General features: G+C 56.8%; 18 protein-coding genes. 9 read left to right on the forward strand and 9 right to left on the reverse strand.

Going from position 1 to position 20853, the window contains the following annotated elements:
* The first annotated feature begins 1 nt into the window (after position 1).
* Both ELY38_RS00855 and ELY38_RS00860 read left to right on the forward strand, forming a co-directional pair.
* Positions 2 to 772: an SDR family oxidoreductase gene (locus ELY38_RS00855; protein ID WP_127059636.1), complete on the forward strand. Its 771-nt coding sequence runs from the start codon at positions 2 to 4 to the stop codon at positions 770 to 772.
* Positions 773 to 798: 26 nt separating this feature from the next.
* The gene (locus tag ELY38_RS00860; protein WP_127059637.1) at positions 799 to 1809 is read left to right on the forward strand and encodes an L-idonate 5-dehydrogenase; all 1011 of its coding nucleotides are present in this window, start codon (positions 799 to 801) and stop codon (positions 1807 to 1809) included.
* Positions 1810 to 1876: 67 nt separating this feature from the next.
* Here the strand turns inward: ELY38_RS00860 and ELY38_RS00865 are convergent, their stop codons facing one another.
* From ELY38_RS00865 to ELY38_RS00890, 6 genes are all read right to left on the reverse strand, one after another.
* A complete protein-coding gene (locus ELY38_RS00865; protein WP_127059638.1) occupies positions 1877 to 2650 on the reverse strand; it encodes an enoyl-CoA hydratase-related protein in 774 nt (257 codons plus the stop codon).
* A gap of 103 nt (positions 2651 to 2753) precedes the next feature.
* Positions 2754 to 3599, reverse strand: a complete 846-nt coding sequence (locus tag ELY38_RS00870) for a 3-hydroxyacyl-CoA dehydrogenase family protein (RefSeq protein WP_127059639.1) — start codon at positions 3597 to 3599, stop codon at positions 2754 to 2756.
* Positions 3600 to 3622: 23 nt separating this feature from the next.
* Positions 3623 to 5251 (reverse strand): acyl-CoA synthetase, encoded by a 1629-nt coding sequence (locus ELY38_RS00875; RefSeq protein WP_127059640.1) that lies wholly within the window; start codon positions 5249 to 5251, stop codon positions 3623 to 3625.
* Between the two features lie 172 nt (positions 5252 to 5423).
* A complete protein-coding gene (locus ELY38_RS00880) occupies positions 5424 to 7211 on the reverse strand; it encodes an acyl-CoA dehydrogenase (RefSeq protein WP_127059641.1) in 1788 nt (595 codons plus the stop codon).
* Positions 7212 to 7338: 127 nt separating this feature from the next.
* A complete protein-coding gene (locus ELY38_RS00885; protein WP_127059642.1) occupies positions 7339 to 8712 on the reverse strand; it encodes an MFS transporter in 1374 nt (457 codons plus the stop codon).
* Between the two features lie 151 nt (positions 8713 to 8863).
* A complete protein-coding gene (locus tag ELY38_RS00890; protein WP_246009036.1) occupies positions 8864 to 9499 on the reverse strand; it encodes a class I SAM-dependent methyltransferase in 636 nt (211 codons plus the stop codon).
* 40 nt (positions 9500 to 9539) lie between these two features.
* Between ELY38_RS00890 and ELY38_RS00895 the strand changes: the two genes are divergently transcribed.
* The 3 genes from ELY38_RS00895 (at position 9540) to ELY38_RS00905 (ending at position 11379) form a co-directional block, all read left to right on the forward strand.
* A complete protein-coding gene (locus tag ELY38_RS00895; RefSeq protein ID WP_127059644.1) occupies positions 9540 to 9920 on the forward strand; it encodes a VOC family protein in 381 nt (126 codons plus the stop codon).
* A gap of 118 nt (positions 9921 to 10038) precedes the next feature.
* Positions 10039 to 10440, forward strand: a complete 402-nt coding sequence (locus ELY38_RS00900; RefSeq protein ID WP_127059645.1) for a DUF4870 family protein — start codon at positions 10039 to 10041, stop codon at positions 10438 to 10440.
* A 3-nt stretch (positions 10441 to 10443) separates the two neighbouring features.
* Entirely contained in the window at positions 10444 to 11379 is a 936-nt protein-coding gene (locus ELY38_RS00905; RefSeq protein WP_127059646.1) for a lysophospholipid acyltransferase family protein, read from the forward strand.
* A gap of 1 nt (position 11380) precedes the next feature.
* Here the strand turns inward: ELY38_RS00905 and ELY38_RS00910 are convergent, their stop codons facing one another.
* Together ELY38_RS00910 and ELY38_RS00915 are read right to left on the reverse strand one after the other, a co-directional pair.
* Entirely contained in the window at positions 11381 to 12790 is a 1410-nt protein-coding gene (locus ELY38_RS00910; RefSeq protein ID WP_127059647.1) for a mannose-1-phosphate guanylyltransferase/mannose-6-phosphate isomerase, read from the reverse strand.
* Complete coding sequence (locus ELY38_RS00915) at positions 12787 to 14406, reverse strand: alkaline phosphatase family protein (protein WP_127059648.1); 1620 nt, start codon at positions 14404 to 14406, stop codon at positions 12787 to 12789. The genes ELY38_RS00910 and ELY38_RS00915 overlap by 4 nt, the downstream gene beginning before the upstream one ends.
* A 232-nt stretch (positions 14407 to 14638) precedes the next feature.
* Between ELY38_RS00915 and ELY38_RS00920 the strand changes: the two genes are divergently transcribed.
* The 4 genes from ELY38_RS00920 to ELY38_RS00935 are packed head-to-tail and all read left to right on the forward strand — an operon-like array spanning position 14639 to position 19700.
* The gene (locus ELY38_RS00920) at positions 14639 to 16138 is read left to right on the forward strand and encodes an OpgD/OpgG family glucan biosynthesis protein (RefSeq protein ID WP_127059649.1); all 1500 of its coding nucleotides are present in this window, start codon (positions 14639 to 14641) and stop codon (positions 16136 to 16138) included.
* Positions 16131 to 18110, forward strand: a complete 1980-nt coding sequence (gene mdoH, locus ELY38_RS00925; RefSeq protein ID WP_127059650.1) for a glucans biosynthesis glucosyltransferase MdoH — start codon at positions 16131 to 16133, stop codon at positions 18108 to 18110. The genes ELY38_RS00920 and mdoH overlap by 8 nt, the downstream gene beginning before the upstream one ends.
* Positions 18107 to 18892: an FkbM family methyltransferase gene (locus tag ELY38_RS00930; RefSeq protein ID WP_340148025.1), complete on the forward strand. Its 786-nt coding sequence runs from the start codon at positions 18107 to 18109 to the stop codon at positions 18890 to 18892. The genes mdoH and ELY38_RS00930 overlap by 4 nt, the downstream gene beginning before the upstream one ends.
* Positions 18893 to 18929: 37 nt before the next feature.
* Positions 18930 to 19700 carry a creatininase family protein gene (locus ELY38_RS00935; protein WP_127059651.1) on the forward strand — a complete coding sequence of 257 codons (771 nt, stop codon included), beginning with the start codon at positions 18930 to 18932 and terminating at the stop codon, positions 19698 to 19700.
* A 42-nt stretch (positions 19701 to 19742) separates the two neighbouring features.
* Here ELY38_RS00935 and ribA read toward each other — a convergent pair whose 3' ends face one another.
* Complete coding sequence (ribA, locus tag ELY38_RS00940) at positions 19743 to 20849, reverse strand: GTP cyclohydrolase II RibA (RefSeq protein ID WP_127059652.1); 1107 nt, start codon at positions 20847 to 20849, stop codon at positions 19743 to 19745.
* Positions 20850 to 20853 lie beyond the last annotated feature (4 nt).

Consider the following 20853-nt stretch of genomic DNA (forward strand, 5'->3'; position numbering starts at 1 on the left):
GATGACCCAGACACTGTTCAACATTCGTGATCGCCTGGCCCTGGTAACCGGCTCATCCAGAGGGCTTGGCAATGCCCTCGCCAGAGGCCTTGCCCACCAAGGCGCGCGAGTGATTCTCCACGGCCGCAATTTGGCTCTGGTTCAGGAAGAAGCACGCGCCATAGCGCAAGAAACCGGCGCCACGGTTGAGGCCGTAAGTTTTGATGTCACCGACGCCCAAGCCACCCAGCAGGCGCTTGAAGCGTTGATTGCCCAATGTGGCGTGCCGGATATTCTGGTCAACAACGCAGGGCTTCAGCGGCGCGCGCCATTCAATGAGTTCACCCCGTCCGACTGGGACGCGCTGGTGGCCACCAACCTGTCGAGCCTGTTTTATGTCTCCCAGGTAATTACCCGCGCCATGGGCGAGCGCGGCTCAGGCAAGGTCGTCAACATTGGCTCGGTGCAGTCCAAGTTGGCCCGCGAAACCATCGCTCCCTACTCGGCCACCAAGGGCGGCGTTGCGATGCTCACTCAGGGCATGGCTGCGGATCTGGCGCGTTTCAATATCCAGGTCAACTGTATCTCTCCAGGCTACTTCAAGACCGAGATGAACAGCGCACTCTGGCAAGACCCGGCGTTCAATCAGTGGGTCGAGAAACGTACGCCCGCTCAGCGCTGGGGGCACTTCGACGAACTGGTTGGCACCCTGGTGTATCTGTGTTCTGACGCCTCAAGCTTCGTTTCCGGGCAGAATATTTTCGTTGACGGTGGCATGACCTCGGTCGTGTAACAGCCGCCCCCATAGGAAGCAGCACTATGCAAGCATTAGTCATTCACGGTAAACAGGACCTGCGCGAAGAAACGCTCGCCCTCCCCGAGCTCGCAGCTGGAAAAATCAGGCTGCGCATGGCGTTTGGTGGGATTTGTGGCTCAGACCTTCACTATTATCATGAAGGTGCCAACGGTGCTTTTGTCGTGCGCGAACCACTGATACCCGGCCATGAGATGGCCGGCGTGGTCGAGCACGACCCAAGCGGCAAGCTGGCGCCGGGAACGCCAGTCACCCTGCACCCAGCTACCTTTGGCACCCCCCAGCAGGGTATCGAGGACAAGCCGCACTTATGGCCGAAAGGCGCCTACCTGGGCTCCGCTTCCACCTGGCCGCATACCCAGGGCGGCATGAGTGAGTATCTGGATGTAGACCCCGGCATGGTGCGGGTGCTTCCCACCGCCCTTCCGCTCAAGCGGGCGGCTCTGGCCGAGCCTCTGGCGGTTGGCCTGCACGGCATTAAAGTGGCAGGTGGCGTTGAGCGACAGCGCGTTCTGGTCTGCGGGGCAGGCCCCATCGGGCTACTCGCCGCGGCGGCAGCACTCGCCAAAGGTGCTAGCGAAGTGAGCATTACTGATGTGCTAAAAGGCCCGCTATCACGGGCACGCGCGCTCGGCGTGCAGCATACCTACCGTGTAGGTGTGGATGAGGTGCCTCAAGAAGCTTTCGATGTGGTGCTGGAGTGTACGGGGGTGCCGGCGTCCATCAACGGTGCCATTCTGGCGGTTCGACGTGCAGGTATCATCGCCCAGATCGGCATGATGCCCGCGACCCCACAGCCGCTTGCCTTGGCGCCGCTGATAGCCAAGGAAATCCAGATGCGTGGCTGCTTCCGTTTTCATGATGAAATCGATGAAGCCATTGCACTGCTGGCCGCCGACCCCCGCTTTGATGACATCATCACCCATGTGCTGCCCGCCAGTGATGCTCAGAACGCCTTTGCCATCGCCAAGGATTCTGAAACCTCCGGCAAGGTGCTTATCGAGCTTTGGCCGTAACGCGCCAAGGGGCCAAATGATAAAAGAAGCGGGCGATGAGCCCGCTTCTTTTGATTAGCACCTGCGCTTAAAAGTTGGCCTTGCGCTTCTCGACAAACGCGCTCATGCCTTCTTTCTGCTCTTCGCCAGCAAAGCAGACGGCAAATAGGGCGGTTTCCAGGGCAAGGGCGCTATCCAGATCCTGATCCATCCCGGCGTGAACTGCTTGTTTGGCCCCACGTACGGATTGCGGCCCGTTGCCTTTAAGCTGCTTGGTGAGCTCTTCCACATAGTTTTCAAGCTCGGCCTGGGGCATGACGCGGTTGACCAGACCAATACGCAGCGCTTCCTGAGCGTCGATCTTGCGCCCGGTAGTGACCAGGTCAATGGCCATGGCAGGGCCAACGCGGCGCGGCAGGCGCTGAGTGCCGCCAAAGCCGGGAATAACGCCCAGCAGCACTTCAGGCTGGCCGAATACGGCGTTGTCGCTGGCTACTGCCCAGTCGCAGGCCAGCGCCAGTTCGCAGCCGCCGCCAAGGCAAAACCCGTTCACCAGCGCGACCACCGGCACCGGCAATGTTTCAAGACGTTTGATGGTACGCAGCGCCTGACTTGCAAAGGCGCGCGCCTCTTCCGGGGTCTTATTGCGCATCTCGGTGATATCAGCCCCGGCCACAAAGGATTTTTCCCCTGCACCGGTAATCAACACAGCACGCAAGTTGGTCTGGGCTTCAAGCTCCACCAAGTGAGCTTCCAGTGCAGCAAGCACTTCGCTGTTCAAGGCATTCAGCGCCTTGGGGCGGTTAATGGTCAGCCGCACCACCCCATCATTATCGTTTTTTTCAATCACTGCTTCGCTCATGTTGACTCCTTAATTGTTATTGCGACGTTAGGGCCTGGTCCCACCCTAGCGAACGCCTGGTTAGTAGGCAATGACTTCTTTTAGTACTTTTTTTAGCGCTTTTTTAATCGTAGCGGTGAAAGCCCCGTCCTGTTTTGCGTCCAAGATAACCGGCATCTACCATTCGCTTGAGCAGCGGGCAGGGCCGGTATTTAGGATCGCCAAAGCCTTCCTGCAACACGTTCATGATTGCCAGGCAAACATCCAGGCCAATTAAATCGGCCAGCGCTAGCGGGCCCATGGGATGGGCAGCGCCTAGCTTCATGGCTTCATCAATGGCTTCCGGTGTGGCGGCCCCTTCCTGAACGATAAAGGCCGCTTCATTGATCATCGGCACCAACAGGCGATTGACGGCAAACCCGGGCGAATCACCAATAGGGACCGCCGTTTTACCCAGCGCCTGGGCAAGCTGCTCAATACGCTGAACGGTGGCATCGGACGTCTGTTCGGCCCGGATCACTTCTACCAGTTTAAGCACGGGCACCGGATTGAAAAAGTGCATGCCGATAACGCGCTCAGGGCGCTCGCATACGGCTGCTAGGCGGGTCAGTGATAGTGATGAGGTGTTGGATGCCAGAATGGCATCAGGGCTTAGTCTGCTTAACTCGTGAAACAGCTTTTCCTTGAGTGCTGGCTGCTCAGGGGCCGCTTCAATAATCACGCCACAACCACCAAGCGCTTCAAGAGAAGTGGTTGTCGAGAGGCGCTCAAGTGCCGCTTGTTTATCCTCTTCGCTGATCTTCTGTTTTTCAACCAGTTTGCCAAGGCCCTTTTCGATACTGGCCTTGGCCCGGCTTAACGCCTCCTCAGCCACATCGTACAGGTGTACATCAAACCCACTGGCCGCCACCACTTGGGCAATGCCCTGGCCCATGGTGCCCGCGCCTACCACACCGATCCTATCACTCATGCCCGCCTCTCCTTATTGATTGATTAATGACGCCTGGCCTCTTCGCGCAGTACGAATTTTTGTATCTTGCCCGTCGAGGTTTTGGGCAACTCGCTGAACACGACCGTCTTGGGTACCTTGTAGCTGGCTAAATGCTCGCGACAGTGGGCAATAATGTCAGCTTCGGTGACTTCGCCATAGCCCACTTTGAGTTTTACAAAAGCACACGGGGTTTCGCCCCACTTTTCGTCCGCCTTGGCGACCACGGCGGCTTCCTCTACCGCGGGGTGCGCGTAAATGGCGCTTTCCACTTCAATGGTCGAGATATTTTCCCCGCCGGAAATAATGATGTCCTTGGAGCGATCCTTGATTTCGATATAGCCGTCTGAATGCCAGACGGCCAGATCCCCGGTATGGTACCAGCCGCCTTCAAAGGCCTGCTGGGTGGCTTTGGGGTCCTTCAGGTAGCCTTTCATCACCGTGTTGCCGCGCATAAGCACTTCACCAATGGTGCCGCCGTCTTTCGGCACGGGTATCAAGGTTAGTGGGTCAGCGACACATAGCGCTTCAAGCATATGGTAGCGCACGCCCTGGCGTGCCTTGATAGCAGCGCGCTGCGCCAGCGGCAGTTCATTCCAGGCCTCGTGCCAGGCACATACGGTCACCGGGCCATACACTTCGGTTAGTCCATACACATGGGTGACTTCAATGCCCAGAGTTTCCACACCGGCAATCACCGATGCGGGGGGGGCTGCGCCGGCGGTGGTCACTTTCACCGGATGATCGAATTCCCGCTTATCTTCATCGGGCAGGTTAACCAGGCCATTAAGAATGATCGGCGCGCCGCTAAAGTGGGTAACGCGCTCTTGCTGAATCAGCTGCATGATCTTTTTAGGGTCGACTCTGCGCAAACAGACGTTCACGCCAGCATTGGCTGCGATGGTCCAGGGAAAGCACCAACCGTTGCAGTGAAACATCGGCAGGGTCCATAGATAGACCGGATGGTGAGGCATCGCCCACTCCATCACGTTACTCACTGCATTCAGGTAAGCACCTCGATGGTGATAGACCACCCCCTTGGGCTTGCCGGTGGTGCCGGAGGTATAATTAAGCGAGATGGCCTGCCACTCATCATCAGGCAGTTTATAGGCATGGTCAGCATCACCCTCGGCCAGCAGGGCCTCGTACTCGATTTCGCCTATCGTCTGGGTTTCTTCTAGAAATTCCTTATCTGCAACGTCAATGATCAGCGGCTTACGCTCGAGCCTGGCAACGGCCGCCTGAATCACCTCAGCAAACTCAGGGTCAACAAGAATCGCCTTGGCCTCGCCGTGTTCCAGCATATAGCTGATCGCCTCGGCATCCAGGCGAATATTGAGCGTATTAAGCACACAGCCCGCCAGCGGTACGCCAAAGTGCGCTTCAAACATGGCTGGAATATTGGGCAGCATCGCGGCCACCGTCTGCCCTGGTTTGATCCCACGCCGTTCAAGTGCCGAAGCAAGCTGACGACAGCGCGCCCAGGTTTCGGCCCAGCTACGGCGAATCTGACCATGCACCACGGCCGGGTAATCCGGGTAGATGGTGGCCGAGCGCTCCATAAAGGTAAGCGGCGAAAGCGCCACGTGGTTTGCGGGTGTCGCGGGAAGATGTTGTTCAAAGATGGAAGGCATGCAGGGCTCCTTTAGGGGGCAGCGTTTATCGGCGGTAGAGCATGTTCAGCCGGCGAACGCATGTTTTTATAATCTGCTGATAGCCACTGTTGTATAGGGTGCTTTGCGTGCTGTATATAGTCCAGAAGCAGTACCGCCGCCTTAAAGGCGGCGGTCAGTTGTGATTAGCGTGTTAGCTAACCTCAAAGTCACTTAAACATTGAATACCCGCTTCAATCACCGCTCGCTGGGCACGCCCCACCGGTAGCCATTGGGTAATGGCAAAGTGGGCGCTTTGTAGCTTGGCGGTATAGAAAGGATCACCGCTGCCCTGCTCAATGGCTGCCTGGGCATTGAGCGCAGCCAGACCCATTTGCCAGGCGCATAGCACATGGCCGGTCAGGGTTAGAAAGGGCGTTGCATAGCCCTGTACAGCGTCCGGGCCTGTATCAGGGTCACTGCCCTGCTCAAGCACCTGCTGCTGAGCGATAGTCAAATCTTCAAGGCCTGCGGCCAACGCACTACCCAACTGCGCCAATGCCGGTTGTTCATGTAGGCGCTCGACCGTGGCGGCCACCTTGCTTAACAAGGCCCTAAATGCCTCGCCCCGGTCGCGCTGCAGCTTACGACCCGCCAAGTCCAGTGCCTGAATACCGTTGGTGCCCTCGTAAATAGGCGCAATACGCGCATCGCGTAGAAGCTGGGCCGCGCCGGTTTCCTCGATATAGCCCATGCCGCCATGCACCTGAACACCCGTTGATGCAATCTCCACCGCCTGGTCGGTAGAGAAGCCTTTAATCACAGGGATCAACACGTCAACACAGGCTTGAGCCGCCTGACGGTCGCTCTGTTCCTCGCCGTGACGGGCAATATCCAACTGCGCGGCGCAGTAAAGCGCCAAGGCGCGTAGGGCATCGGTACGGGCGCGCATGGAAAGCAGCATGCGGCGCACGTCCAGATGCTCGCTGATTGAACACTCTTTACCTCCACGAGAGCCAGGCAGGCGCCCCTGCTGGCGGTCGCGGGCATAGGCCAACGCATGCTGACAGGCCCGCTCAGCCACGCCGATGCCTTGAATGCCCACCTTATGGCGCGCTTCATTCATCATGGTAAACATGTGATTAAGACCGCGCCCCTCTTCCCCTACTAGATAACCAATCGCGCCGCCCTGTTCACCAAAACTTAATGTACAGGTAGGCGATCCGTGGATACCCAGCTTATGTTCAATAGAGGCGCAGATAACATCATTGCGCTCGCCCAGCGAGCCGTCGGCATTGACGAGAAACTTGGGGACCAGAAACAGCGAAATGCCCTTATTGCCTTCGGGGGCATCGGGCTTGCGCGCCAGCACTAGGTGGATAATATTTTCAGCGGCGTCGTGCTCACCCCAGGTGATATAGATTTTCTGACCGCTTATCCGGTAGTGATCCCCTTCCGACACGGCTTTGGTGCGCACTTTGGAAAGATCCGACCCGGCCTGGGGTTCGGTCAGGTTCATGGTCCCGGTCCAGGCGCCTTCCACAAGCTTGGGGAGATACGTGGCTTGAAGTTGTTCACTTCCATGATGAGCCAGCGCTTCGATAGCGCCTGCGGTGAGCATAGGGCAAAGCCCCAGCGCCATGTTGGCGCCGTGAAGCATCTCTTGAACCGCGCTTGCGACAACTTCAGGCAGGTTCTGACCACCCAACGCCTCGGATACGCCGATGCCGTTCCAGCCGCCGTCAACATAGGCTTGGTAAGCGGCAGTAAAGCCGTCTGGAATGGTAACGCTGCCATCAGATTGGCGCTTTGCGCCCTGGCGGTCGCCGGTGGCGTTCAACGGCCCCCAGACATCGCCTGCAAGCTTAGCCGCCTCATCCAATACGGCCTCCACAACGTCGGGGGTGGTATCGCTGAAGTCAGGCAAGTTGAGCGAGCGATGCCCGAGCAGCTCTTCGAGCACAAAACGCAAGTCGCGTACCGGCGCGGCGTAGTGGTTCATGGCAACACCTCGATAAGAAAATAAAACAGTCGTTTGTTATAAAACGTTCTGTCCGATAGTAGTTTCTCACCTTTAACCACACCATTAGCCCAACGTCTCACGAAGGCTTTGAACCCAAGCTGACGACTTATTTACGCACGCTCACCTGCTCTACATCATCGTAATAGGCAATATGGTTATCCTCCTCGGCGGGCGGGCCCACCACCGGCTCGGCCACTTCTACATCGGGCACTGCTTCGGAAAGATCTTCCAGGTGCTCGTGTTCCAGCGCCCCTTGCACCAACTCTTCAGTAATAACCAGCTCCGCCCCGGCGGCAGTCATGGGTGTTGTAGCCGTAAACGGTGCCACCGGCAGAGGCGCCGGGCGAACGCTACGCCGCCAGGAGAAGAATAGTAGAAATATCAGACTAAGCCCGCCAAATGACCAGAAGAGTCCTGCATCGCCTACGGCCGTCATGACCGGAGAAATCATCAAAGGGCTCAGCGTTGCGCCAATCGAGTTGATCAGCAAGAGCCCCTGGCTCATACGTACCAGCGCGCCAGCTGGCGCCCGGTCGGCTGCGTGGCTCACCGCTACCGGGTAAAGCGCAAACACGCCACCACCCAGCAAGAACAGCAGAACGGACAGCAAGGGCATAGAAAGTGGCAACCACAGCATGGCCGCCGAAATCAGCACGCAAAACCCACTGATGCCGATAAGGACCATCTGGCGATCATGCCGGTCGGACCAGCGGCCAATCGGGTACTGCAGCAACATCGCGCCTAAAATCACCAGCGCCATCATCTGTCCCACCTGGTTAACGCTCATGCCAATACGCTGCAGGTAAAGCGGCAGTAGGCTATAGGCGGCGGCAACCACCATGCCCGAACCCAGGCTGCCCAGCACGCCGGTAGGCGTCAGCATGATCAAACGATATGGCGGCAGCGGCTCGGCGTGTTCAATCAAGGGCGACACCCGTGGAATCATCGCCATGGGAAGTACAGAGAGCGAAGCCAGCATGCCAATTACCATAAACGGCGCCGTGACACCCATGGCATTGGTCACCCCGAGCAACAGTTGGCCAATGACGCCTGCGGCATATAGTGAAATCATGTACAGCGCGAGCAGACGACCACGCACCTTCTGCTCACCCGCCGTCAGCAGCCAACTCTCGATAACCAGATAAACGCCGACCGTTGCCCAGCCGCCAATCAGGCGCAGCGCAAACCAGGCCCAGGGGTCGAAAAAGAGTCCTTGAAGCAGCACCGTAACGGCCACTAAAGAGGCAAAGCTGCCGTAGGCGCGAATATGCCCAATACGCAGCAGAAGGCGGTCGTTGAACATCGCCCCCAGCGCCAGGCCAATGAAATAGGCCGACGAGACAATACCGATCACCGTGGCGGACTCGCCAGCAGCGTCCAGGCGCACGGTAATCAAGGTAGCCAGAAAGCCGTTGCCAATACCCAGGATAAATAAACCTAGAAGGGGCGCAAGCGCCATGGCCAGTAGTTGCCGCGACATGAAAACCTCACCTTACCTAACGAGTTGCAAGAAGCGCATTCTGCTTGAGAACCATTTTGCCTCCTACACCACCAGCAGGCATTAAACAGGCGCGCAATTATTGCTTTGGATAGCACAAAGTCAATGCTTTTTCACTTCCTCTGGCTACTGTTCAGTGTTTTTGTAGAATAACCGTGTCATTACCAGGAAATTCCACTATCAGCTGATGTTTTTCCGCCCACCACTTGAAGGTGGCCTCACTGAAAAAGCACACATGGGTAGGGTCATTGATATAATGCCATCGTGCAAAGGCAGCCGGCGTGGTTACCCGCTTAGTCATTAGCCCCAGATAGCCGCCGGGCTTGAGCTGCCCAATAAGCTGGGCAAGCACCTTTCCTGGCTGGGCCAGATGCTCAAGCACTTCGGTTGCGGTAATAAACGCATACGTCTGCATTAAGACTTGGGTATCGGGGGCATAAAAGACATCGTAGATCGCCATGGGGTGCCCTGCTTCCTCGAACATTAATGAAAGCGTTGGCCCCGGCCCTGCGCCAAAGTCCAGCCCGTTGGCACCGGCGGGCAGTTTGGCCAGCAAAGGCGTAAACAAACGCCCTAAAAAGTGCCGGTATCCCGTATCATGGGGGGAGTTTTGATGCCGGTCGTATTCGGCTTTTTCGTCACTAGCATTTAAATGCTGCTCAGGCGGCACAAACACCAGTAGGCACGTGGCACACTGGTAGTAATCACGACGACGATCCTGATGATAGGGTACAACCGTCGTTGCATTGCATAGCGGGCAGCATTGCATCGTCGTCTCGGATTTTCGGTTTTGGATTAAGGAAAGAGGCATGCTCACAGGTCTGGACCATCTAGTTGTAACCGTGACGGATATAGGTCGCGCCGTTGACTTTTATTCACGTGTTCTGGGGCTTGATGTACGCTACCGCGATGCCCAGCGGGTAGATTTGATGCTCGGCGATACGGCCTTGCGCTTGCACCAAACCGACACGGACATTGAACCCATTTCCGCAACCCCGACACCCGGAAGCCTCGATTTGTGCCTGCGCTGCCTGCTGCCACTGGATGAATTCAAGCAGCATCTGGACGTACTGGGCATCGAAGTCGAGCTTGGCCCGGTGGCCCGCCAGGGAGCCAATGGTGCGATCGAGTCGGTTTATTTGCGCGACCCCGATGGCAATCTTTTGGAGATTTGCCGCCCGGCCCGATAGACACGATCATTGATACCTGCTCAGCCCGGCCACTAATGCTTAGCCACGCCCCGCACGGTATCATAGTGCGCTGAAAGGGTATCCGCTTTATTGATTAATCCGTGAAGGGTAGGAAAATATGCACGACAGTCGTAATGAAGCGCCGATAGAAGGCGAAGTTATCTCCAAGTACACGACAAAAGAGCCTGCAAAAGAGCCCGACACCACCATTGCCATGGTCAATTATGCGCTTTATCTGGCAAGTTTTGTGGTGGGATTTACCTCAGTAATCGGGGTGGTTATCGCCTATATGTATCAGGGTAAAGGCCCTGCATGGCTGGACGAGCACTATCGCTATCAAATCCGTACGTTCTGGATCGGCTTGCTTTACGGCATTATTGCCTCTGTATTGACGCTGGTACTCATTGGTTTTCCGCTGCTCCTGGCGCTGGCAGTCTGGTTTATCGTCCGCTGCGTCAAAGGATTCAAGGGTTTGCAGGAAAAACGCGCTCCAAGCAATGTAGGCAGCTGGTTACTGTAACGTATGACCGAACACGCAACGGCATCTTCCCCGCGCTTTTCTAAAGCCAAGGCAATTGCCTGGCTTTGGCGGACGCTTTCCCGCTGGCCCCTGCCAAGGCTCTGGCGTTTTGCCTCAACCCTTGGGCCCCTGGTCTACCGGTTTAGCCAGCGCGAGCGCAAGGTCACGGACCTCAACCTTGAGGTTGTCTATCCAACGCTTGGCAAAAACGAGCGCAGCCTAATCGCCAAGCAGAGCCTGCGCCACTCTACCGCCACCATGATGGAGCTTGGCTACGCCTGGATGGCCGAGCCTTCGCGCATTGAAGCAGGCATTCTGGAAGTGCACGGCCGTGACAAGCTGGACAGCGCTCGTGCCGAAGGTCGAGGAGTCATCGTACTGGCGCCGCATTTTGGCAACTGGGAAGTCCTCAATTTCTGGCTTTCAAGCCACTTTCCGTTTACCGCCATGTACGAGCCGCCCAAGATCGCCGCTCTTGAGCCGATTATTCGCCATGGCCGCGAGCGCATGGGCGCCCAGTTGGTTCCGACCAACCCGCGCGGCGTGGCGGCGCTTCTCAAGGCGCTCAAACGCAGTGAAGCTATTGGCATTCTTCCGGATCAGGAACCCGACTGGGGCAGCGGCGTATTTGCACCTTTTTATGGCCATAATGCCTACACCGCAACGCTTTTACCCAAGCTGGTCGCCCGCACCCAGGCAAGAGTGGTCACCGGCGTTGCCCTGCGTCTTCCAGGCCGCGGCTTTGCGATTCATTTTCTGGATGCCGATGAGCGGGTCTATAGCCCCGATGAGGTGCAATCCGCCAGTGGCGTGAACGCAAGTGTAGAAGCATCCATTGCGCTTGATCCGGCCCAGTATCAATGGGAGTACAAGCGCTACCGCAAGGTGATCGAAGAGCAGCAGGGTCACCCCGAGGCCAACGACTTCCGGCTTTACTGAGCTACTCATCGTTCTGGCGAGCATACACGTCGTCCAGCCGTTCGATATCGTCTTCCCCCAGATATGCCCCGGATTGAACCTCAATCAGCTCAAGTGGAATCTTGCCGGGGTTCTCTAGACGATGCAGCGCGCCAACGGGGATATAGGTTGACTGGTTTTCACTCACCAGAAAGCAGCGCTCATCGACCGTTACCCGCGCTGTACCGCTGACCACCACCCAGTGTTCAGCGCGGTGATGATGGCGCTGCAACGACAGCCGACCGCCCGGCTTGACGGTAATATGCTTTACCTGATGCCGTCCACCGCTATCAATGGCCTGAAAACTCCCCCAAGGACGATGAACCTGAGACGCCGACTGCGGTTCGCTACGTCCGGCCTGGGTAAGCGTTGCGACCAGCTGCTTTACGTGCTGTGCTTTGTCGCGGTGGGCCACCAGAACGCTGTCCGGCGTCTCCACTACGATAAGATTCTTGACGCCCAACGTGGCCACCAGCCGATGCTCTGCAATCACCAGCGAATCAGAGGTTGATTCAAGTAGCGCGTCGCCTTGAGCAACGTTGCCCGCCTCATCCGGTGTAGCTATGTCCCACAACGCATCGAAACTGCCGATATCACTCCACTGCGCATCAAGCGAAACGACCGCCGCGTTACTGCAATGCTCCATCACGGCATAATCAATGGAGTCAGCCGCGCAAGCGCAAAACGCCTGTTCATCCAGGCGCAGAAAGTCCAGGTCACGCTGCGCCATGCTGACCGCTTTTTGGCAAGCCGCCAGCATGGCGGGCTGAAGGCGCTCAAGCTGTCCAAGGTAGGTAGACGCACGGAGCAAGAACATGCCGCTGTTCCACAGCGTATTGCCTTGCTCGATGAGCTCGGTGGCACGCTGACTATCCGGTTTTTCAATAAAGGCCGTAAGCTTTTGCCCGTTACCCAGCGCCTCCCCGCAGGCAATATAGCCATAGCCGGTTTCGGGGTGCGTGGGCACAACACCAAACGTTACCAGATAGCCCTCCTCGGCCAGGTCAACAGCCTTATTCACGCTGCCTTGAAAGGCGCGAACATCGCCAATAACGTGATCGGCAGGCAGCACCAGCAGCAGCGGGTCCTCCCCGGCGTCACTTGCCAATAGTGCTGCACAGGCAATTGCCGGTGCGGTATTACGCCCGTCAGGCTCAAGAACGATGCGCGCTTCCTGGCCCATTTCACGCAGCTGCTCGGCCATTAAGAACCGGTGGGCGTGATGCCCCATGATAATAGGCAAGCTAGTGGTTAGGCCTTTCAGGCGATCAAGCGTTTGTTGGAGCAGGCTTTGCGATGATGTTAACCGCAAAAACTGCTTGGGCATCTGTTCGCGCGAGAGTGGCCACAGCCGTGTACCGCTACCACCGCATAAAATGACCGGCTGAATCATGGAGTCGTCCTTGTAGGCAAGGCTATTGCGCCGTTTTTTGTTCCACTTTCTGCCCCAAACTCCTCTTGAAGCCAGCGACGTAGCTGGCTCATCCGGGCGGCTTTTTCTGGGCTGGCGAGAGTTGGCATGGTGCCGTCAACAAACCCATGGGTGTAAAAAGACGCCAATAGCTCAGGGTCGCCACTGATAATATGCACGGGCACTGCGGCACTAGCGTTATTGCCGGTGATCAGCGGTGCTGGTTGATGGTCGCCCAGCACAATCAGCAGCGTTTTATCGTCCACCACCCGTTCGGCCCAGCGTCCGGTTACTTCTACAGCGTAGCCGACCGACCAGGCGTAGTGATCGCGAATCCGCTCGACATCCTGCCAAAGCACTTCAGGCGGGTCACCGGCATGCTCCCAGGGTGCGAAAATGGTGCCATCGCCGATGGTTTCCCAATCATCAATCACCGGCAGGATAGGCGTCCAGGGAGCGTGGCTTGAAATAAGCGCCATCTGGGCAAAGACGGGCGAGTCGCCGAGCAGGTGGCGCTGTGTGTAATCAAGCGTGAACTGGTCAGGCATAGTCACCCAGTTGAGTGCGGGACCTGCGTATTCAATATTCTTGGCTACCACAATATCGTCAAACCCGTAGGCTTCGCCCTCCGGCCAGGCAAAGGTAATCGCTGGCATGATACTCAGCGTACGCTGCCCAGTCGCCTTGAAGTCATCAATCAGCGTCGAGCTTTGTGTGCTCAACATCAGCCGGTACCAGAGCTGATTGTCGATCCAGCGGCCGCTTAATACCGTGGCATGGGCAAGCCATGACTGCCCCCCACGGATGGGTGCCTCTAAAAGTCCTGAAACCACGTGAAGCCCTCGCTCCTTCAAGCGGCGCTCCATGGTGGCAAGCTTAGGCCGCAATACATTGCTGTAGCGCGGGTCATCAAGTGCCGAGACGCCGTAAGACTCCACAAACGTCAGCAACACGTTGCGTCCTGCAAGCCCGGGTAGCGCCTGTGCTTGAAGCGGTGCCGTTTCAAGCTGCTCGGCAAAAGTCAGGTGCGCCTGATGGGTGATGACGACCTGCTGCCACTGAAAGCGTGTGGCTTTTATCATCGGCAGTGCCGCCTGATGCATGAAAGGCTTGCCAGTCAGATCGCCCAAGGTCAGCACTACGGCCAGCACCGCAATTCCAAGCGCAATGCCGCCTTTCAAGCTATTCAAAGGTAAAGGGCTGGCTAGCAACAGGCGAGCCAGCCCCCAAAAGCTACCCAATAGCAACACGATGCCTGCAAGCATCGCGCAAACGGCCCAGACTTGGCCTACATTACCTACGAGCAAATGAAAAATTGAGCGCACTAAAGGGGTGTCTAAATAGAGGTTTAGCGATCTTCCAAAGGCCATGTAGGTAGCGGCATTGCCCAAATTGGCAATGGTTGCCAAGGCAACCCAGCTTATCAGGGCGACGCCCAGCAAGCGGCGGGACATACCTTTGGGAAACACTAGCATAAGCGGCACTATGACCCACGCCTCCCATGCAATCAAAGGCTCGCCAATAGTGCTAAAGCGCCACCATAAGGGCGCTACCAGCAGTACATTGAGTGCTGAAGCACCTAAAAACAATCGCCACATAGCGCTCTCATTGTTCCTGATGAATGGATCATCAATATGTTTATTGCGGGCTTACGAAACGATCATCTAAAAAGCGTGGTAATAACGACCATACCTTAAATACACAGTGTACATTAAGAACCAAGCGTATAATATTTGTTTAAAAAAACGACCGGATTGGCTTTTGCTTAACTGTGTCAGGCCTGCACTCGAAAGGAACTCGCCTATGTGTTGCACGAATAATGGAAAATGGATGTTATTGCTCGGTTGTTTGATGGCGCTACCCGCCAGCGCTCAGGATGATGCCCTTTTCAATAAGGTCATTGAGCGCGCTCAGGCACTCGCCAAGGAGGATTACCAAGCGCCCGAAGAATCGCTTCCTCCGGTGTTGAAAGACATCAGTTATGACACTTACCGACAAATTCGCTTCGCCCCCGATCAGGCTTACTGGCGTGATGAAAGCCCGTTCAATTTGCAGCTCTTTCATAGCGGTTTCTTATTCCAAACTCCCGTGACCCTCAATATCATTGATAACGGCGAGGTTTCCTCCCTGCCCTTTTCAGTCGATGATTTTCAATACGATGGCAATGCAGAAGCGCTCCTTGAGCATGATTTAAAAGGCAGCGGTCATGCGGGGTTTCGGCTTCATTACCCCCTTAATACCCATGAGTATGCCGACGAGTTCGCGGTTTTTCTCGGTGCCAGCTATTTTCGCCTAGTGGGCAAGGGTCAGGTTTTTGGGTTATCAACCCGCGGGCTTGCCATTAATACGGCTTCGGCCGAGGGTGAAGAATTTCCGGCCTTTCGTGAGTTCTGGCTCTACAAGCCTGACGAGGATGCCGATGAAATTACTCTACTCGCCTTATTGGACAGTCCATCGCTAAGCGGCGCCTACCGCTTTACGCTACGCCCAGGCGAGCAGACCGATGCTGAAGTAGAAGCCCAGCTCTTCGCACGTGATGATGTGGCCAAGCTGGGTGTCGCCCCGTTGACCAGCATGTATGCCTTTGGCGAGGCAAGCCAGACACGCCAGGATGACTTTCGGCCTCAAGTACACGATTCCGACGGGCTGTTAATGCACACTGGTGCCGATGAGTGGATCTGGCGACCGCTCAGTAACCCCGAGCAAGTGCGCGTTTCGAGCTTTTCCGATAATAACCCCAGCGGCTTTGGTTTAATGCAGCGTGAGCGCGACTTTGACCGCTACCTGGATATGGAAGCGCAGTACCATCGCCGGCCGAGCCAATGGGTCGCGCCCATTAAGCCCTGGGGCGCGGGCCATGTTGAACTGGTGGAGATCCCCACGGCTGATGAAACCTTCGACAACATCGTGGCTTACTGGGTCGAGGATGAGCCGTTTAACGCAGGGGAGTCACGTCACGTTCATTACCATACCTACACGTTAAATGATGCATCTGAGCTGGAATCGCTGGGCCGCGTAGTACGCACCCGACACGGTGGATTATGGGGGCCTGACGAGTCAAATCCGGAAAACCCTCAGCGTCAGTTCATTGTCGATTTCCAAGGCGGCGTATTAGAGGGTATTGACCCTGAAGCGTCGGTGACGCTGGATATCAGCGCCCAAACGGGCGAGGTACTTATCCCTCAGGTAATGTCACTTCCTGATAACACCTGGCGCGCCAGCTTTCGCATCCCCGCAAAAGGTGAGCCGAGCGATATTCGCCTGCGTTTAATGCTGGACAACCAACCGGTTAGTGAAACCTGGAACTACGTATGGTACCCCGATGCCTAAGTTTAACGAATTATCACCCTCCATTCCGGGCTTGACATTGCGTCGCGCACTTCTGACCGTGTTGGTCATAAGTTCCAGCATTGCGGGCTGTGTGGCGATGTACCACGTGATATCCGGCCTGGGAATCGGCTGGCAGATCATCATGCTGGTGCTGTTTGCACTGACATTTACCTGGATCGCCTTAGCATTTTGGGGTGCCATCTGTGGTTTTGTCGTTTGTGCACTGCGCCTTGACCCATTAAGTCTGCGCAAGCAAGTTTCATTGCTGACTGACGATTATTTGCTGGTTAGCCGTACGGCCCTGATCATGCCGATCTATGCCGAACCGCCCATTCCCACCATCGCAGGCCTTGAAGCCACCTGTCGTTCGCTTCTGGAACAGGCTGAAGCCGTTCACCAACGCCTTGAGACGTCGCTAAGTGAGCACTTCGAAGTATTTATCCTGAGCGATACACAAGACCCCGAAAAGGCCAAGGTAGAAGCCGCCCACGTGGCCGCCCTACAGCAACGCCTCGCCGGGCAGCTTGCGGTTCACTACCGCCGCCGCGAGAACAATCTGGGCCGCAAGGCGGGCAATATTGCGGATTTCTGCTGCCGTTGGGGTCAGAATTATGATCACATGGTGGTGCTTGATGCCGATAGCCTGATGAGCGGTGCAACACTGTTGAATCTGGTGCATCGCATGCAGCAACAGCCGGAGGTCGGCTTGATACAAACCGTCCCTATCCCGGTAGGCCAGCGTACCCTGTTTGGTCTTTTCACACAGTTTGCCTCGGCGCTTTATAGCCCCATGCTGGCCGCTGGGCAAAGCTTTTGGCAGGGCGATGCGGCTAATTACTGGGGGCATAACGCGATTATCCGAACCCGAGCCTTTATGGCTAGCGCAGGCTTACCCACGTTATCCGGCAAACCGCCCATGGGCGGGGAAATTCTTAGCCATGACTTTGTCGAGGCCGCGCTGCTAAAACGCAGCGGTTGGCAGGTGCTGCTGGATACCACGGCCACCACGTCGGTTTCACTCCGCAATCCCTATGCCAGTGCAGCGCACAACAGTTTTGAAGCCATGCCAAGCAACATGCTCGACTTTGCCAAACGTGACCGCCGTTGGTTACAAGGCAATCTGCAGCATTTGCGCCTACTGACAGGCGCAGGCCTGCACCCCTTGAGTCGTCTGCACTTTTTATTCGGCGCATTTGCCTACTTGTCATCGCTGGTCTGGCTTGGGCTGCTGGTGTGCTCCAGCATTCTCGTGGGCTACCATGCAATTGATGAATCACCGACTCAAACGTTTTCGACGTCATTACCGGTCGGGCTACTGGTTATTACGCTAGGTATGCTTCTGGCGCCAAAATTCCTTGGCCTGCTGTTGGCCTTTGGGCAGTCCCCTCATGCTTTTGGTGGCCGGTTTAAGCTGTTTGCCAGCGCAGTGCTGGAAATCCTGTTTGCAGCGCTGATTGCGCCGCTGATGATGGCTTGGCATAGCCTGTTTATCATCAACGTGTTGTTGGGTCGCTCCGTTGAATGGCAAACCCAGCCTCGGGGCGAGCGCTCATTACCCTGGAAGGAAGTATGGCAGCATGCCGGCTGGATGACCCTCTGCGGCATTGCCTGGGCAGGCGCTATGGTGCTGTTTTCAACCTCAGCCTTTGGCTGGTTGACCCCTGCCTGGCTGGGCCTTGTAGCAGCGGTTCCCATTATCAAATATTCAAGCAGCAGCACCTGGGGCGGCGTTATCAATCGTCGTTTCGGGTTACTGCAAACGCCGAGCGACAGCTTGAGCCCTGCCCTGTTAAATGACTTTGCCTCCCTGATGGAGCGCGATATCTCATGCCTGGGCGCTTTAGAGGAAGGATCCTTTACACTTAATGCGCTGCCGAGCGAGCTGGCTGGGGATATGCCCAGCCAATCGCTTAAACAGTTTTCCAGACAAACGCAGGCGCCAACGGCATCTTCGTTAAAGGAGCCTCATTGATACTTCACCATTTATTGCACTGGCTGGGCCGCACTGGTGGGCTGGCCCGTTCAATGCTGGTGTACTGGCGCCCTGGCAGGCAGAAAAGCCTGCAGCGCCTCTATCAGCTTTTTATCCAGCCGGGCGATATTGCGTTTGATATTGGCGCCCATTTGGGAGATCGCAGCGCAGCATTTCATGCCCTTGGCGCTCACGTTATCGCCCTGGAGCCCCAGCCCGAACTCGCTAAATGGTTTCAGCGTATCGTCAGGCACCCAACGGTGACGCTGTTACCGTTGGCCGCAGGGCCGGAGCCCGGCTTTGCTGACATTGCCATCAGCTCCCGCCACCCGACGCTTTCCACCCTGGCGCTTAACTGGCGGGAGCAGATTGGCACGCGTAACGAAAGCTTTCGCCAAGTGCGCTGGGAGCAGCAACTGTGTGTGCCTGTTACCACGCTCGATCAACTGATCGAGCAGTATGGTGAGCCCAGCTTTATCAAGGTTGACGTTGAAGGGTTTGAAGCTGATGTGCTGGCAGGCCTGAACCAACCAGTGGCGGCGCTTTCGGTTGAATTTGTGGCAGGTGCGCTTGACGTTGGCCGCGCCTGTGTTGTCCGATTAGAGATGCTGGGCAGCTACCGCTTTAACGCCATCGCAGGTGAACAGCGTCGCTTTCACTGGCCCACCTGGCAAACGCCAGAAACCATTATTGACTGGTTTTCCACCCAGGCCGATGGCCTGGCGTCGGGCGATTTGTACGCCTGCCGTGCCGATCACCCAGCGCTGGGCCGCTCTTATTAAAAACCAGACGTCCTTCATCCCCAAGAGCTGACAATCTATGATTTACAATTGGCAAACGCTGACGGTTCCCATGCTTTGCACTATTGCAGAGCGCGACCCGGTAGCCATACTGGTACTGGGCGCCATCGAGCAACATGGCACGCACCTGCCGTTGGGTACCGATCTGATCATTGGCGAAGGGCTGGCAGCTGCCATGCGTGAGCAGCTTGACCCGGCGTTGGACGTTATTTTCCTGCCCACAATTGCGGTAGGTGCCAGCGCCGAACACACCAATTTTCCAGGCACGCTTAGCCTGCCCGCACCGCTGGCCATCAGTACGCTTGAAGCCTATGGCGAAAGCGTAGCTCGGGCAGGCATCAAACGGCTGGTGCTGATCAACAGCCATGGAGGCAATAAGGCCATCATGGATCTGGCTGCCCTTACGCTACGCCAACGTTTTGATATGCGGGTAGTCAAAGCCACCTATACGCGGCTGCCGGCTTTGGAAGACGCTATTGCGGCTGACGAGCTGCGTTATGGCCTACACGGCGGGCTGCTCGAAACGGCCATGGTGCAGTACTTGGCCCCTGCCGCAGTAAATCTGGAAAGCTACCAAAGCGCCCCGCTGGGCACGTTGAGCGAAAATCAGCTGGTTGGACCTGAAGGAGCTGCCGCCTTTGCCTGGCTAGCTGAGGATCTGAGCCGGCACGGGGTAGCTGGCGACGCCCGCCAGGCAACCCCCGCCCTCGGCAAACGTCTGGTGCAGCATTACGCTACCCAGCTGACAACCGTTGTTACCGAAACCGCCAAGCTGCCAGTACTCTCTTGACCATTGCTATCATCAGCACAGTGTTCGAGAGCGCCTAACCCGCTAGAGGCCGCGGCTTTCCAGAACGTCGCCGAAAAGGTGGCCAGCCCGGGTGGCCTTGGCGCTCAGATAGCGGTGATTCTGGTCGGTGACACTTCCATAAAGCGCCTGACGTGATACCACTTCAATCCCGCCTTCACGCAGAGCGGCGATTTTCAGCGGGTTATTGGTCAGCAGCTGTACCTGAGAAATGCCCAACGCATTAAGCATATCGACCGCAACGGCGTACTGGCGCTCGTCATCACCAAAGCCCAACACTTGGTCGGCGTCCACCGTGTCCAGTCCGCCATCCTGCAGCGTATAAGCACGTAGCTTGTTGGCCAGGCCAATACCGCGCCCCTCCTGGGCCAGATACAGCAGAACGCCACCGCCCATAGCTTTAATATCCGCCACAGCGTTGCGCAGTTGCTCTCCGCAGTCGCAGCGCAGGCTGCCAAACAGGTCACCGGTCAGGCAGGCCGAGTGCATGCGCAGAGGTACCGCTCCTTGTATGTTTTCAGGTTGGCCGATCACCACCGCCACATGCTCGCGAAGACCATCCGGCTCACGAAAGAGCACAAAGCGGCTTTCAGCGGCGTCTTCAAGCGGAATGCGCGCTTCACTAACGCGCTTGAGCATTCCCGGCGCACCTGCCAAGCATTTTTCCGCTTCCTTTGCTTCAATTTCCAGCAGCTTGCCTTTCGCTACATCCTGAGCCACCGCCTCCTCTGCCTGCTCACTAACTTCGGCGCATAACGCAGCGGGAATCAGTAGTGCACGGCGCATCAAGGTAACAGCTCCCCGCTCGCCAGGGCCTGCAGGTTTTAGGCCGCTTAACAGCGAATGCGATGGCCGGTGGGTGGCCTGCATGACCGCCAGTGCCTGTAAATCGCTTTCACTGATGCTTTCAACCAACGGCAAGCAGGCCGCTTCGGCAGTGAGCGACATGCCCATAGCTTCCAGACGATGACGGGTTAACACCAGCGAAGGGCGCGTGCCCGCAAGTTTGGCCAGCGTATCCACCGAGTTACTGCCTTCCAATGCCTGTACCAGTAGACGCTGTTCACCCGTTTTAAGCACCACCGGCAACCCTCGGCGAATATCGAAAATAGCGCGTTCAATGTGATACATGTAG

Source organism: Vreelandella nanhaiensis (assembly GCF_003990185.1).
In the GTDB taxonomy this organism is placed as follows: Bacteria; Pseudomonadota; Gammaproteobacteria; order Pseudomonadales; family Halomonadaceae; genus Vreelandella; species Vreelandella nanhaiensis.

Coding starts and splice junctions, on each gene's coding strand:
- ELY38_RS00910 (WP_127059647.1), bottom strand. CDS start 12,790: ATGATTCAGCCGGTCATTTTATGCGGTGGTAGCGGTACACGGCTGTGG.
- ELY38_RS00860 (WP_127059637.1), top strand. CDS start 799: ATGCAAGCATTAGTCATTCACGGTAAACAGGACCTGCGCGAAGAAACG.
- ELY38_RS00855 (WP_127059636.1), top strand. CDS start 2: ATGACCCAGACACTGTTCAACATTCGTGATCGCCTGGCCCTGGTAACC.
- ELY38_RS00920 (WP_127059649.1), top strand. CDS start 14,639: ATGTTATTGCTCGGTTGTTTGATGGCGCTACCCGCCAGCGCTCAGGAT.
- mdoH (WP_127059650.1), top strand. CDS start 16,131: ATGCCTAAGTTTAACGAATTATCACCCTCCATTCCGGGCTTGACATTG.
- ELY38_RS00870 (WP_127059639.1), bottom strand. CDS start 3,599: ATGAGTGATAGGATCGGTGTGGTAGGCGCGGGCACCATGGGCCAGGGC.
- ribA (WP_127059652.1), bottom strand. CDS start 20,849: ATGTATCACATTGAACGCGCTATTTTCGATATTCGCCGAGGGTTGCCG.
- ELY38_RS00895 (WP_127059644.1), top strand. CDS start 9,540: ATGCTCACAGGTCTGGACCATCTAGTTGTAACCGTGACGGATATAGGT.
- ELY38_RS00880 (WP_127059641.1), bottom strand. CDS start 7,211: ATGAACCACTACGCCGCGCCGGTACGCGACTTGCGTTTTGTGCTCGAA.
- ELY38_RS00875 (WP_127059640.1), bottom strand. CDS start 5,251: ATGCCTTCCATCTTTGAACAACATCTTCCCGCGACACCCGCAAACCAC.
- ELY38_RS00885 (WP_127059642.1), bottom strand. CDS start 8,712: ATGTCGCGGCAACTACTGGCCATGGCGCTTGCGCCCCTTCTAGGTTTA.
- ELY38_RS00865 (WP_127059638.1), bottom strand. CDS start 2,650: ATGAGCGAAGCAGTGATTGAAAAAAACGATAATGATGGGGTGGTGCGG.
- ELY38_RS00935 (WP_127059651.1), top strand. CDS start 18,930: ATGATTTACAATTGGCAAACGCTGACGGTTCCCATGCTTTGCACTATT.
- ELY38_RS00890 (WP_246009036.1), bottom strand. CDS start 9,499: ATGCAATGCTGCCCGCTATGCAATGCAACGACGGTTGTACCCTATCAT.
- ELY38_RS00905 (WP_127059646.1), top strand. CDS start 10,444: ATGACCGAACACGCAACGGCATCTTCCCCGCGCTTTTCTAAAGCCAAG.
- ELY38_RS00900 (WP_127059645.1), top strand. CDS start 10,039: ATGCACGACAGTCGTAATGAAGCGCCGATAGAAGGCGAAGTTATCTCC.
- ELY38_RS00915 (WP_127059648.1), bottom strand. CDS start 14,406: ATGTGGCGATTGTTTTTAGGTGCTTCAGCACTCAATGTACTGCTGGTA.